The 12,147-nt window shown below is 67.0% G+C and carries 14 protein-coding genes; 8 read left to right on the top strand and 6 right to left on the bottom strand.

The window, feature by feature from the left end; all coding sequences use genetic code 11:
* Window positions 1–28 precede the first annotated feature (28 nt).
* Complete coding sequence (locus tag PUN71_RS20000; RefSeq protein ID WP_277799811.1) at window positions 29–346, bottom strand: MerR family transcriptional regulator; 318 nt, start codon at window positions 344–346, stop codon at window positions 29–31.
* Window positions 347–486: 140 nt separating this feature from the next.
* Between PUN71_RS20000 and PUN71_RS19995 the strand changes: the two genes are divergently transcribed.
* From PUN71_RS19995 to PUN71_RS19980, 4 genes are all read left to right on the top strand, one after another.
* A complete protein-coding gene (locus PUN71_RS19995; protein ID WP_277799833.1) occupies window positions 487–912 on the top strand; it encodes an Hsp20/alpha crystallin family protein in 426 nt (141 codons plus the stop codon).
* A 65-nt stretch (window positions 913–977) separates the two neighbouring features.
* On the top strand, window positions 978–1,334 hold the full coding sequence (locus PUN71_RS19990) for a J domain-containing protein (protein WP_277799810.1): 357 nt from the start codon (window positions 978–980) through the stop codon (window positions 1,332–1,334).
* Window positions 1,335–1,375: 41 nt separating this feature from the next.
* Window positions 1,376–1,753 carry a hypothetical protein gene (locus tag PUN71_RS19985; protein WP_043455401.1) on the top strand — a complete coding sequence of 126 codons (378 nt, stop codon included), beginning with the start codon at window positions 1,376–1,378 and terminating at the stop codon, window positions 1,751–1,753.
* A gap of 97 nt (window positions 1,754–1,850) precedes the next feature.
* Window positions 1,851–3,452: a glycoside hydrolase family 1 protein gene (locus PUN71_RS19980; RefSeq protein WP_277799832.1), complete on the top strand. Its 1,602-nt coding sequence runs from the start codon at window positions 1,851–1,853 to the stop codon at window positions 3,450–3,452.
* A gap of 13 nt (window positions 3,453–3,465) precedes the next feature.
* Here PUN71_RS19980 and PUN71_RS19975 read toward each other — a convergent pair whose 3' ends face one another.
* Together PUN71_RS19975 and PUN71_RS19970 are read right to left on the bottom strand one after the other, a co-directional pair.
* Entirely contained in the window at window positions 3,466–4,569 is a 1,104-nt protein-coding gene (locus PUN71_RS19975; RefSeq protein ID WP_277799809.1) for an App1 family protein phosphatidate phosphatase, read from the bottom strand.
* A 32-nt stretch (window positions 4,570–4,601) separates the two neighbouring features.
* The gene (locus PUN71_RS19970; protein WP_277799808.1) at window positions 4,602–5,333 is read right to left on the bottom strand and encodes a DUF72 domain-containing protein; all 732 of its coding nucleotides are present in this window, start codon (window positions 5,331–5,333) and stop codon (window positions 4,602–4,604) included.
* 64 nt (window positions 5,334–5,397) lie between these two features.
* Between PUN71_RS19970 and PUN71_RS19965 the strand changes: the two genes are divergently transcribed.
* The 3 genes from PUN71_RS19965 (at window position 5,398) to PUN71_RS19955 (ending at window position 8,324) form a co-directional block, all read left to right on the top strand.
* The gene (locus tag PUN71_RS19965; protein ID WP_043455393.1) at window positions 5,398–7,206 is read left to right on the top strand and encodes a glycoside hydrolase family 15 protein; all 1,809 of its coding nucleotides are present in this window, start codon (window positions 5,398–5,400) and stop codon (window positions 7,204–7,206) included.
* A 114-nt stretch (window positions 7,207–7,320) separates the two neighbouring features.
* Window positions 7,321–7,611: a hypothetical protein gene (locus PUN71_RS19960; protein ID WP_043455390.1), complete on the top strand. Its 291-nt coding sequence runs from the start codon at window positions 7,321–7,323 to the stop codon at window positions 7,609–7,611.
* On the top strand, window positions 7,611–8,324 hold the full coding sequence (locus PUN71_RS19955; protein WP_277799807.1) for an HAD family hydrolase: 714 nt from the start codon (window positions 7,611–7,613) through the stop codon (window positions 8,322–8,324). Before PUN71_RS19960 ends, PUN71_RS19955 begins: the two co-directional genes overlap by 1 nt.
* A 20-nt stretch (window positions 8,325–8,344) precedes the next feature.
* Here PUN71_RS19955 and PUN71_RS19950 read toward each other — a convergent pair whose 3' ends face one another.
* Complete coding sequence (locus PUN71_RS19950) at window positions 8,345–8,593, bottom strand: hypothetical protein (RefSeq protein ID WP_277799806.1); 249 nt, start codon at window positions 8,591–8,593, stop codon at window positions 8,345–8,347.
* 190 nt (window positions 8,594–8,783) lie between these two features.
* Here PUN71_RS19950 and PUN71_RS19945 point away from each other — a divergent pair, with 190 nt between their 5' ends.
* Entirely contained in the window at window positions 8,784–9,965 is a 1,182-nt protein-coding gene (locus PUN71_RS19945; protein ID WP_277799805.1) for a zinc-dependent alcohol dehydrogenase, read from the top strand.
* 78 nt (window positions 9,966–10,043) lie between these two features.
* On the opposite strand, the gene PUN71_RS19940 is transcribed toward PUN71_RS19945, so the two are convergent.
* A complete protein-coding gene (locus tag PUN71_RS19940; RefSeq protein ID WP_043455377.1) occupies window positions 10,044–10,856 on the bottom strand; it encodes a bifunctional allantoicase/(S)-ureidoglycine aminohydrolase in 813 nt (270 codons plus the stop codon).
* 15 nt (window positions 10,857–10,871) lie between these two features.
* The gene (locus tag PUN71_RS19935) at window positions 10,872–12,146 is read right to left on the bottom strand and encodes a DUF6986 family protein (protein WP_277799804.1); all 1,275 of its coding nucleotides are present in this window, start codon (window positions 12,144–12,146) and stop codon (window positions 10,872–10,874) included.
* Window position 12,147 lies beyond the last annotated feature (1 nt).

Raw genomic sequence — 12,147 nt, 5'->3', positions numbered from 1 at the left:
GCGAGGGGCACCGCTGAAGCGGCCCGGCTTACTGCTGCCGCGACCTGGCGCGCTTGAGGGCACGGTGCAGTTTCATGTTCGCCGCCTCCAGTTCCAGGACCTTGGCAACGCCTGCCAGGTTCAGTCCCTCTTCGAGGAGTTGGCCGATGCGCATCAGTACGGCGATGTCATCGTCGCTGTACTGGCGTGTTCCGCCGGCCGTCCGTGATGGCGTCAGCAGGCCTTTGGTCTCATACAGCCTGATGTTCTGCTGGCCGGTCCCGGTCAGCTCGGCCGCCACCGAGATGGCATACAGCGCCCGTGACCCTGGCGAACGGACGGCTTTTCCTGCGTCCGGATCTGCCATATTTCCCTCCCAAAAACTCCTGTCAGCTGCCTTGCTTCAGTTTCCCACGAGTGCTATAAAAAATCTATATCCATCACCATAGATTAGGCGGTGCTGGGTAGACGCAGATCAACACTTGGAAGCCGAAGGAGTGGGAAATGATGTTGATGCGTACCGACCCGTTCCGTGAGCTGGACCGGCTCACGCAGCAGGTCTTTGGAACCGCTGCACGCCCGGCGGCCATGCCTATGGACGCCTGGCAGGAAGACGGCGAATTCGTGGTCGCGTTCGACCTTCCCGGCGTGAAGGTGGAGTCCCTGGACCTGAACGTCGAAAAGAACGTCCTGACGGTGCGGGCCGAGCGCAAGGATCCCACGCAACCCAACGTGGAACTGGTGGCTTCGGAACGCCCCCGCGGCGTCTTCAGCCGGCAGCTCATCCTGGGTGACACCCTGGACACCGAGAAGATCAAGGCCAGTTACGACCAAGGTGTCCTCACCCTGCGGATTCCGGTGGCGGAGCAGGCCAAGCCGCGGAAGATCGAAATCGAGACCCAGCAGCACGGGAAGCAGGAGATCGGCACCTAGGGCACGGTTTTCCCGCCGGTACCCCCGCCCACCCGCGGGGGCGCCGGCGGAAACAGGAGGCTGGGATGAGTGAGGTCCCTGATTACTACGCCATCCTCGGTGTGGGCCGGGATGCCACCCGGCAGGAAATCTCCCATGCTTACCGTGCCCTCATGCGCAGCCACCATCCCGATATGGGCAGCGGGCAGGCAACCAGGGGCAAGGGGGCGGTGGGACCCCCCGCGCAGGAGGATGTGCTTCTCCGGATCATGCAGGCATTCTCAGTCCTGCGCGATCCAGGGCGCCGCGCTGAGTACGACCGGAAACTGGCCGCAGCGGAGCCCACCATCATTCCGGTCCGGAAAGTCCGCGGCACCGGCGGACCTTCAGGACACACCATCCGTGTCACCCCGGTGCGATGGGAAAGCGGACCCTGGTCCTGACAGGGGCCCGGGGCCAACCAGCCAAGGAGGCGGAAGACTGCATGAGCGAGTGGCGGCGTTATGACTCACACCTGATCCCTGCATTCCATGAGCGCTTCGAGCAGCGGTGGGGTGCGGGCACCGCGCCTTTCCTGGATCCGGAAGCGCATGAACAGCCGCTGCCGCGGGCGCAGTGGATCAATCCTGCCACCGGCGCAGCGCTGGCGGTGGTCCCGGTGTGGACGGCGGACGAGCGGCAGCAGCGTTCCTTCGGTGTGTTCTACCTCCCGCCGGCGGGGGATATCTGGGTGCTGCGGCCGGGCTACACCGGGTACCTTGAGCCGTCCGACGGCGACACGGAGCACCTGGTGACCCTCCGCAATGACGCCTTCCGCAAGGCAGTGGCGCACGCCAAGGAGTTCCTGTTCGGCTCGCAGTAGCAGCCGGAACCGGATGCAGGGTGCTGCTCGTCAGCCGCCCCCCGCTGTGACATTCTGGGACGTACCCCTGACCACCGTGACCAAAAGGCTGGACCACATGCACATCTCCGCCAAGGACCTCGCAGCGCTCATCCCCCCGGGGTTCACGCTTGGCGTCGCAACCGCAGCATTCCAGATCGAAGGGGCGCTGGACGAGGACGGCCGCGGACCCGCCGGCTGGGACAGGTTCGCTGCCCGGCCGGGTGCGATCGTGGAAGACCACAGCCCGGTGGTGGCCACGGACCACTACCACCGGATGCCGCAGGACGTGGCACTCCTGAAGCAGCTCGGCGTCGACTCCTACCGGTTCTCCTTCTCCTGGCCGCGGATCCAGCCCGGCGGCACCGGGCCGGCAAACCGTACCGGCCTGGCGTTCTACGACCGGCTCCTGGATGAGCTCCTGGCCAACGGGATCTCACCCATGGCCACCATCTACCACTGGGACACTCCGCTGGAGCTGGATGAGGCGGGCGGCTGGATGAACCGCGACACCGCCTACCGCCTGGGCGAGTACGCCGCCCTCGTTGCGGAGGCCTTCGGGGACAGGGTGGCCCGCTGGGTGACCATCAATGAACCGGCCACCGTCAGCGCCAACGGCTACGCATTCGGGCTGCACTCGCCCGGCAAGGAGCTGGCCCTCGGTGCCTTCCCCACGGTCCACCACCAGTTGCTGGGGCATGGGCTCGCCGTCCAGGCCCTGCGCGCCGCCAGGGTGCCGGGGGAAATTGGCATGACCAACGTGTACTCGCCCATGGTGCCGAACTCGATCAACCCGCTGGACAGGATCAGCGCCGGGCTGATGGACCTGGGCCAGAACCGTCTATACGCAGACCCGGTCCTCACGGGCAAGTACCCGGACCTGATCCGGGCAGCCAAGTTCTTCAGCTCCTTCGACCACCCCGAAGAGGACCTGGAGATCATTTCCCAGCCGCTGGATTTCTATGGGCTCAACTACTACATGCCCACCAAGGTGGCGGCGGGCCCCGGCGGCGGTACCGTGCCGTCAAGTATGGCGGAGGCCATGGGCAGCGACCTCAGCGCAACGGGCAGCGGCGCAACGCCGTTCCACGTCGAAACCTGGCCGGAAGCGGACATCACGGCCTACGGCTGGCCCGTTAAGCCGGAGTACATGGCGGTGGCACTGAAGGAGATGGCAGACCGGTACCCCAACCTGCCGCCCGTGATCATCACCGAGGGCGGAGCGAGCTTCGAGGACATCATCGTCCGGGACAAGTCCACCAACACCCGGTTCATCCCGGACGAGCGCCGGCTCAAGTACATCTCCGACCACCTCGAAACCGCCCTTCGCGCCACCGCTCCGGGTGGTGTTGCCGAGTCCATTGACCTGCGCGGCTATTACGTGTGGTCGTTCCTGGACAACTTTGAGTGGTCCGCCGGCTACAACCAGCCTTTCGGCCTCCTGCACGTGGACTTCGAGACGCTCGAGCGGACGCCCAAGGCGTCGTATTTCTGGTTCCAGGAGCTTATCGAGGAACGCGACCTGGCCGCGGCGGCAGGAGCAGCCATCGCCCAGGCGCTGGTTCCGGACCTGGTGGACACTGACCAGGAAGTCGGCAGCGACGACCTGCCGGGCGGCAACGGCCTGGTGGGCAGTGAAGCGCCCGACGACGGTGCGCCCCTGGGTGCCGGGGCCCAGTAACGGAAGGGCTGGGTCAGCCCCGGAGCAGGTCCAGCATGGCCAGTTGCTTTGCGATGCCGGCGCCGTCGGGGGAGTAGATCCACGGTACCCGGGACGTTGTATGGTCGCCGTCCTCGGAGTGGCCGCCGGCAAAGACCGACTCACTGACGGACAGCTGCCGGATGGCGATCGCGGCCACCTTGTCCGGGTGGTCTGCGGCGAAGGCGGAGTAGATGGCCTCGTCATGCTGGCCGTTGTCGCCGATCAGAAGCCAGCGCATGTCCGGGAATTCCTGGGCCAGCCGCTCCAGGTTGCGGCGCTTGTGGTCCTGCCCGCTCCGGAACCAGCGGTCCTGGGTCAGGCCCCAGTCGGTCAACAGCAGCGCGCCCTTGGGGTACATGTTGCGGTTCAGGAAGCGGCCCAGCGTAGGGGCGGCGTTCCACGGGCCGGTGGAGAGGTAGATGACAGGGGCCTCAGGATGCTCGATGGTGAGCCGGTCCAGCAGTACCGCCATGCCCGGTGTGGCCATGCGCGCCCGCTCGCTGAGCACGAAGGTGTTCCACAACGCCAGGAAGGGCCTGGGCAGGGCGGTCACCATGACGGTGTCGTCGATGTCGGACACGATGCCGAACTGCACGCCGGGGGCGGTTACCTGGATCAGTGCCTCCGCCGGTTCGGTTCCCTCGGCACGCAGGACTGCGGTGTGCCAGCCGGGGGAGAGCTGCACGTCCACCTCGGTGTCGATCAGCCCGCCCCGGTCCGCCGTGACGTGGGTGACGACGTCGCCGATGGCGATTTCGACGTCGGTGAACTGCAGCGGCACCCCCGTGAACGCCCGCCAGCCGCGGATGTTCTGGTTGCCGTTCTTCGCTTCGTGTTCGGCCTTGCTCCCGGGAAGGGGCTTCTGCGTCAGCAACACGCGCCCCAGTACGCGCACCCGGGTGGTTGATCCGTAGCCCTGGTACGCAATGGTCTGGGGCACGAATTTCCAGCGCCTGGCCAGCTGGATCCGGACGTCGTTGACCGCGTCGGACAGCCGGTGTGCCAGCCGGAAGAACTGGCTTCCGGACAACGCGTCGTGGCCCTTGCTGTTATGCCGGGCCGTGTCCTGGGCGGGGTTCTGCGGAGCCGTGTCCATGCCACCACTCTGCCACAGGGCGGCCCGCGGCATCAGCCGCGGCCGAGGATCGCGCGCAGGGTCCGGGCGTTACGCACCGCGTTCCCGCCGCCGTCGTTGTTGAAGTAGGCGTAGACGTCCACGCCCGCACCCTCCCACTCGCGGATCCGGTCGGCCCACCAGTGGAGGTCGGCGTCCTGGTAGGAGCCCCCGTACAGGTGCTGCTGGTCCGGCCCGTGCAGCCTGATGTAGGTGAAGGGCGCCGTAGTGCGCAGGATGCAGGGCAGGTTGGCGCCGCTCATGATGCAGTACGCCGCGTTGTGCCGCTCCAGCAGCCCGAACACCTCGGGACTGTCCCAACTGGGGTGCCTGAACTCCACGGCAACCCTGATCCAGGACGGCAGCGCGGCAAGGAAATAATCCAGCCTCGCGTCGTCGCGCTCAAGCTGCGGCGGAAGCTGGACCAGGAGCACGGCCCGTTTGTCCCCCAATTCATGCCAGCACCGCACGATGCGCTCCACCCACACCTCGGGGGAATACAGCTTCCGGGCGTGCGTCAGTCCCCGCGGAGCCTTGACGGACATGCTGAAGCCGGGCGGCAGGCGCCGGTTCCAGCCGGCGAAGGTCGTGTCACGCGGCCACCGGTAGAAACTCGCGTTCAACTCGACAGTGCCGAACTCGGCCACATAGCACTGGAGCCGGTCACGGGCAGGCAGCCCTGGCGGGTACAGGACGTTTTCCCAGTGGTCGTAGCTCCAGCCGGAGGTGCCGATGTGGATTGCCATCGGCCTCAGGCTACACCTGCACGATTCCCACCCCCTGGGGCCCGCGGTGTGGCAGGGTAATGTCATGGCGCGAATCGAGGATTATGCGGTAGTCGGGGACCTCCAGACCGGAGCCCTGGTCAGCAAGGAAGGCTCGATCGATTGGCTGTGCCTTCCCCGGTTCGATTCCCCGGCGTGCTTCAACGCGCTGCTGGACACCCCGGATGCGGGACGCTGGCTGCTGGCGCCCGAGGGGGCAGGCGCCTGCACGCGCCGCGGCTACCGTGACGGCACCCTGGTCCTCGATACCGAATGGGAAACGCCGGATGGAACGGTGCGGGTGACGGATTTCATGCCGCCCCGTGACTCTGTCGCGGACATTGTGCGGATCGTGGAGGGCATCAGCGGCAGCGTCCGCATGCACGGGGAGCTGATCCTGAGGTTTGACTACGGGCACATCGTTCCCTGGGTGCGCAAGGACAAGCGCGGGCTCCACGCCATCGCCGGCCCGGACGCCGTCTACCTGGTGACGCCGGCACCCCTGCATGGCGAAAACATGCACACGGTCAGCGACTTCACCGTCCATGCCGGTGAGAAGGTGCCCTTCGTGCTGACATGGGCGCCCAGCCATGTGGGCCGCCCGGTCAGCGTGGACGCGGAAGAAGTCCTTGAAAGCACGTGTGCGTTCTGGCGCGGCTGGTCCTCCCAGTGCACGGTCAAGGGCAAATACCAGGACGCCGTGGTCCGCTCGCTCATTACGCTCAAGGCGCTGACCTACGCGCCAACCGGCGGCATCGTCGCTGCGGTCACAACGTCCCTTCCCGAGCAGCCCGGAGGCCAGCGCAATTGGGACTACCGCTACTGCTGGCTGCGCGATGCCGCCATGACGCTGCAGGCCCTGCTGGCCGCGGGCTACACCGCGGAAGCCGCGGCATGGCGGGACTGGCTGCTGCGGGCGGTGGCCGGGGATCCCGCCGACCTGCAGATCATGTACGGCATCCATGGCGAGCGGCGGCTGCCGGAGCTGGAGTTGCCGTGGCTGAAGGGGTACGAGAATTCGGTGCCGGTACGGATCGGGAATGCGGCCGCAGAACAGTTCCAGCTGGATGTGTGGGGCGAAGTGCTTGACTGCCTTGCCCTGACCCGCAATTCCCTGCTAAAGCACACGGACGAGGCCTGGGACGTCCAGATCGCCCTGATGGAGCACCTCGAAACCATTTGGGACCAGCCGGACAACGGGCTGTGGGAAATGCGCGGTCCACGCCGGCACTTCACGCACTCGAAAGTCATGGCGTGGGTGGCCGCGGACCGGATGGTGAAGGGTGTTCGGGAATCCGGCATGCCCGGGCCGGTGGAGCGCTGGGAGGCGCTGCGGGACCGGATCCGCGCTGACATCATGGCCAACGGCTTCGACGCCGCCCGCAACACCTTCGTCCAGTCCTACGGCGGCACGGAGCTGGATGCCAGCCTGCTGCTGATCCCCCGGGTGGGATTCCTGCCCCCTGACGACCCCAAGGTGGTGGGGACCATCGAGGCGATCCAGCGGGAGCTGACCGAGGACGGGTTCGTGCTGCGGTACCGGCCCGAAAAGAGCGACGACGGCCTGCCGGGCGACGAGGGCGTCTTCCTGGCCTGTTCATTCTGGCTGGTGGAAGCGCTCCTGGGTGCGGGCCGCCCCGAGGAATCGCGTGAGCTCTTCGAGCGGCTGCTGGAACTGCGCAACGACGTGGGGCTGTTGAGTGAGGAATGGGCCGTGAAAGCGGGGCGCCAGCTAGGGAACACGCCGCAGGCCTTCAGCCATTTCGCCCTTGTGACTAGCGCCTTGGAGCTTCATCAGGATACGGTTCGGCGCAGTGACACTCCCATTCCGCCGCCAGGGGCGGATTCGCGCTGAGGCGGCGCGGACCGGGACCGTAACTTCTCCTTCGCAGGATAGATAAGTATACTTACTAACACCTCATGGAGTGCTCCCAAGCACAATGCCGTGATTGATGGAGGAGTGATAGTTATGGCCGGATTTTTTGAGCTCGTGGACGCCCCTGACGGTGGTTACCGCATCAGGATGATGGACGGGAGCGGAAACCTGATGGCCATCTCCGTAACCTTCCCCACCAAGAGGGCTGCCGTGGCAGGCGTCGCGATGGCCCGCGAGATTGCCGGCACGGGCCTGATCCGGGACAAGAGCCTGGACGGCGCGGGGACGATCATCCGCGACCGTGTGCGTCCCGTCAGCTCCGCCAAGGAAGAAGCTGCCCGGCACAAGAAGGCACCGGAAGTCCGACGGGCAGCGGTGGGCTGATGCCGGACTTCCCAGCACCCCCTGGCGGCACCCGCCGGGGGGTCCTCTTTGACGTTGACGGAACCCTGATCGACTCGTCCTACATCCACACCATCGCCTGGTGGGGTGCGTTCCGCCAGTACGGCCACGACGTGTCCATGGCTGCCATCCACCAGCTCGTGGGCATGGGCGGGGCGCGGCTGGTGGACAACCTCCTGCCGCAGGACCGGGACCGCAGCGAGGACCAGGACATCATGGCCAGCCACGGTGCACTCTACGCCTCGCACTGGCCATCCCTCCGCGCCCTCGACGGTGCCAAGGACCTGCTGGGCCAATGCCGCGAAGCCGGCCTTGCCGTGGCCCTTGCCTCATCGGCGCGGGAGCGGGACCTGCAGGTCATGCGGTCGGTCCTGGATGCCGATGCCTTCATCGACGCCGCCACCAGCGCCAACGACGCCGAGGAGAGCAAGCCTGCCCCGGACATCCTTGAGGCTGCACTGGAAGCGCTTGGCATCGAGGCCGCGGACGCCGTCTACGTCGGGGATGCCGTGTGGGACATGAAGGCGGCGGCGGCGCTGGGCATCCCGGCCATCGGGGTTACCTGCGGCGGGATCCACGCGGCCCAGCTGCGGGACGCCGGTGCCGTGGAGGTCTATGAGGGCCCGCGCCACCTGCTGGAGAACCTGGGGGCCAGCGCCATTGGCTGGCTGCTTGCCCTGGAAGCCAAATCCTAGCCCTGCAGTAAGCTTCCCGGTCAGAGTGGCTGGCCGCCGGGCACTGAGTCCTCGTCCCCGGCGATGGCGGGCTTGATCCATGACACAACGACCTTCACCGAGCCGTCGTCGTTGCGCTGGATGTCCGTGGCCACTTCGGCCGCGGGGGCGCCCATCTCCGCCACCCGTGCCTGGTAGGTGCCGACCAGTTCCGCAAGGCTCTCCTCCGTCCATTCGCCCGGACGCATGCGGGTGGAGATCTCGACGGGTTCCGGCTGGTACAGCGACATGGCGATCCTCTTTCGCGTCGGCTTCTGCTGTGCCCTTCCTACGCTAGAAGCAGTCGACGGCGGCCACAAGCTTTTCATCAGCATGCTTACTTTTTTCCGCCAAAACCGATAGCGTCGGGGAAAGGACGCCCTCGGGTGTCCTGGTCGGCCCGCGGAGGCCCGGGGGCAAGGCAAAAGCGAAAGGAAGACTGTGAAAGCACTGACGTGGCAAGGAAAACGTTCGGTAAGCGTGGAAGAAGTGCCGGATCCCGTCATCCAGGAATCCACGGATGCGATCATCCGGATCACCTCCACCGCCATTTGCGGCTCCGACCTCCACCTCTACGAGGTCCTGGGGCCCTACATGCACAAGGGGGACGTCATTGGCCACGAGCCGATGGGCATCGTGGAAGAAGTGGGCAGCGGGGTTACCAACCTCCGCAAGGGCGACCGCGTGGTGGTCCCGTTCAACATCGCGTGCGGCTCCTGCTACATGTGCAGGCAGGGCCTGCAGTCCCAATGCGAAACCACCCAGGTCAAGGAAAAGGGATCCGGCGCCGCCCTCTTCGGCTACTCGGAACTGTACGGGTCCGTTCCCGGCGGCCAGGCCGAATACCTGCGCGTGCCGCACGCCGACTACGGTCCCGTGAAGGTGGGCAACGACCTTCCGGACGAAAGATACCTGTTCCTCTCCGACATCCTGCCCACCGCCTGGCAGGCCGTGGAGTACGCGGATGTCCCCGCCGGCAGCACCCTCGCCGTGTTCGGCCTTGGCCCCGTGGGCCAGTTCGCCGGCCGGATCGGCGTGCACCGCGGCTTCCGCGTGATCGGCATCGATCCCGTTCCGGAACGCCGGGAAATGGCAGCGCGGCATGGCGTGGAAACGCTCGATTACGGCAAGGCCATCGGGGACGAACTCCGGGAGATGACCGATGGCCGCGGGCCGGACGCCGTCGTGGACGCCGTCGGCATGGAAGCCCACGGCTCCCCGGTGGCGGGCTTCGCCCACCAGGCGCTGGGCCTCCTGCCGGACAAACTGGCGCAGAAGGCCATGGAGCACGGCGGCGTGGACCGGCTCGCTGCGCTGCATGCCTCCATCGATGCCGTCCGCCGCGGCGGAACGCTCTCGCTCAGCGGCGTCTACGGTGGCACGGCCAGCCCGATGCCCATGCTCACCATGTTCGACAAGCAGCTCCAGGTGCGCATGGGCCAGTGCAACGTACGCCGCTGGACGGACGCCATCCTTCCGCTGGTGGAGGACGACGCCGACCCGCTGGGTGTGATGGACCTGGTGACCCACCGCTCCGGCCTGGACGGGGCGCCGGCGCTGTACGAGAAGTTCCAGAAGAAGGAGGACGGCTGCATCAAGGTGGTCCTTAACCCGGGCGCCTGAGCCTTCCCAGCCGCATCAGAACAGAGGCCGTTATGGAATTCCATAACGGCCTCTGGCGCTGCCTCGCGGCGGAACGGGCTAGGTGAGCTTCACCTGGCGGTTCATGTCCTTGTAGAGCAGGTAGCGGAACTCGCCGGGTCCGCCGGCGTAGCAGGCCTGGGGGCAGAAGGCGCGCAGCCACATGAAGTCGCCGGCCTCCACCTCCACCCAGTCGTTGTTCAGCAGGTACATGGCCTTGCCCTCCAGGACGTACAGGCCGTGCTCCATGACGTGGGTTTCCGGGAACGGGATCACTCCGCCGGGCTGGAACGTGACGATGTTGACCTGCATGTCATGCGCCAGGTCGCTGGAGTCCGTGAAGCGGGTGGTCTTCCAGACGTCGTTGGTATCGGGCATGGACGTGGGCTGAACGTCCTTTTCGTTGGTGACGAAGGACTTGGCCTCGTACCCTTCCAGCCGCTCGTAGGCCTTGCGGATCCAGTGGTAGGACACGATGTCGTCGGAGACGTTCTCCACGCCCCATTCAGAACCAGCCGCAAGGTAGGCGTAGCCGCCTTCCTCAAGCTGGTGCAGTTCGCCGTCGAGGGTCAGGTTGAGCTTGCCCTTGGTGACAAAAACGACGCCTTCGACGCCGGCCTCGAATTCGGCCTTCGGGGCGCCCCCGCCCGGACCGATCTCCACGATCAGCTGGGAGAAGGTGGTGGCGAAGCCGGAGATGGGGCGGGCGATGATCCACGAGCGGGTGTTGCTGAACCCCGGCAGGTTGGACGTGACGATGTCGGTCAGCACGCCCTTCGGGATCACCGTGTAGGCCTCGGTGACGATGGCGCGCTCGGTGGTGAGGTGGGTCTGCGGCGGCAGGCCGCCTTGCGGGTAGTAGTAGTTGCCCATCGCGGGATCCTTTGCTTAGGAGTTGGAAGTGGTGGCCAGCCGGGGGTGCGCCAGTGCGGTGAGCTGCGGAAGTCCGACGCCGGCAAGCGCCTGGACTTCCCCGGTACCGACGGCGCCGCACTGGACGCCCCGGAGGACGAACGCGGCCAGGGCGCGGGCGGTGGCGGGCTCATCCATCACGCCGCCTTCGGTCCGCTCCACGTAGTTGCGCAGCCGGGCCGCGGCGGCCGGGAGGCCCTCACGGTAAAAGGCGTAGGTGGCGGCGAACCGGCTGGGCAGCTGGGCCGGGTGCAGGTCCCAGCCCTGGTAGTAGCCGCGCTCCAGCGACCGCCGTACCAGGCGTCCGTGCAGTTGCCAGGCGTTTTCCACGTTGTCGCCCACGGGAATGATGTTGGTGGACCCGTCGGAGAGCCGGATGCCCGTGCCGGCCACGGCCAGCTGCATGACTTCCTTGGCGAAGTCCGCTACCGGGTGCTCCATGGACTGGTACTCGGCGGAGATCTGCAGCGACGCGGAGTAGTCATAGGTGCCGTAGTGCAGGCCGCTGATCCGGCCCGGGACGGCGTGCGGCAGCTGTGCCACCGGCGAGGTGCCCTCCGGGCCGAGGATGAGCTGCGGTGTTTCCACCTGCACCTCAAAGCGCAGCCGGCCGGTGGGCAGGCCGTGCACGTCCTCGAGCCGGGACACGGCGTAGTCCATGGCCTGGACCTGGGCCACGGTGGTGACCTTCGGCAGGGTCAGGACCAGCCCGTCCGGCAGTTCGCCGGCGGCCGCCAGCCCAGAGACGAACAGGTCGAGCGTCCGCAGGCCGCGGGCACGGGTTGCCGCCTCGAAGCACTTGAACCGGATGCCGATGAACGGGGGAGCGGACCCGGCCGCGACTGCGGCGGCCACCGCGGAAGCCGCCGTGACGGCGGCAGCGTCCTCGGCGTCGTCGCCCCTGTCCCCGAAGCCGTCCTCGAAGTCCAGGCGGAGGTCCTCGATGGGCTCGCTGGAAAGCTTCGCCTCGACGCGCGGGGCAACAGCCTGTGCCAGCGCGGCATCCTGGCCCAGCAGTCCGCAGAGTTGTCCGAACCCGCCGTGCGCCTGCACGGCCGCGGTTGCCTGGGCGCCCCAGTCGCCAGCGAACGACGGCGTGAAACGGTCCGCGGGAACGTACACCGTGTGTACGGGCTGGCGGGAGCCGTCGTCACCGGGGTAGTTCTGCTCCAGCAGCCGGTCCGTGGCAGCAAGCTGCCCGTCGATGTGCGCAAGGTCCCCCGCGGAAAGCGAGGACTTGGGTGCCGCCATC

It is taken from the genome of Arthrobacter sp. NQ7 (genome assembly GCF_029581595.2).
In the GTDB taxonomy this organism is placed as follows: Bacteria; Actinomycetota; Actinomycetes; order Actinomycetales; family Micrococcaceae; genus Arthrobacter; species Arthrobacter phenanthrenivorans_B.
Note: the sequence above shows the minus strand (reverse complement) of the source record. Positions and strands in the feature narration are given on the sequence as shown.

Bases quoted from the DNA above. Each gene is read 5' to 3' on its own strand.
- PUN71_RS19970 (WP_277799808.1), bottom strand. From the start codon at position 5,333: ATGGCAATCCACATCGGCACCTCCGGCTGGAGCTACGACCACTGGGAA.
- PUN71_RS19950 (WP_277799806.1), bottom strand. From the start codon at position 8,593: ATGTCGCTGTACCAGCCGGAACCCGTCGAGATCTCCACCCGCATGCGT.
- PUN71_RS19975 (WP_277799809.1), bottom strand. From the start codon at position 4,569: ATGGACACGGCTCCGCAGAACCCCGCCCAGGACACGGCCCGGCATAAC.
- PUN71_RS19940 (WP_043455377.1), bottom strand. From the start codon at position 10,856: ATGGGCAACTACTACTACCCGCAAGGCGGCCTGCCGCCGCAGACCCAC.
- PUN71_RS19965 (WP_043455393.1), top strand. From the start codon at position 5,398: ATGGCGCGAATCGAGGATTATGCGGTAGTCGGGGACCTCCAGACCGGA.
- PUN71_RS20000 (WP_277799811.1), bottom strand. From the start codon at position 346: ATGGCAGATCCGGACGCAGGAAAAGCCGTCCGTTCGCCAGGGTCACGG.
- PUN71_RS19995 (WP_277799833.1), top strand. From the start codon at position 487: ATGTTGATGCGTACCGACCCGTTCCGTGAGCTGGACCGGCTCACGCAG.
- PUN71_RS19935 (WP_277799804.1), bottom strand. From the start codon at position 12,146: ATGGCGGCACCCAAGTCCTCGCTTTCCGCGGGGGACCTTGCGCACATC.
- PUN71_RS19990 (WP_277799810.1), top strand. From the start codon at position 978: ATGAGTGAGGTCCCTGATTACTACGCCATCCTCGGTGTGGGCCGGGAT.
- PUN71_RS19985 (WP_043455401.1), top strand. From the start codon at position 1,376: ATGAGCGAGTGGCGGCGTTATGACTCACACCTGATCCCTGCATTCCAT.
- PUN71_RS19955 (WP_277799807.1), top strand. From the start codon at position 7,611: ATGCCGGACTTCCCAGCACCCCCTGGCGGCACCCGCCGGGGGGTCCTC.
- PUN71_RS19980 (WP_277799832.1), top strand. From the start codon at position 1,851: ATGCACATCTCCGCCAAGGACCTCGCAGCGCTCATCCCCCCGGGGTTC.
- PUN71_RS19960 (WP_043455390.1), top strand. From the start codon at position 7,321: ATGGCCGGATTTTTTGAGCTCGTGGACGCCCCTGACGGTGGTTACCGC.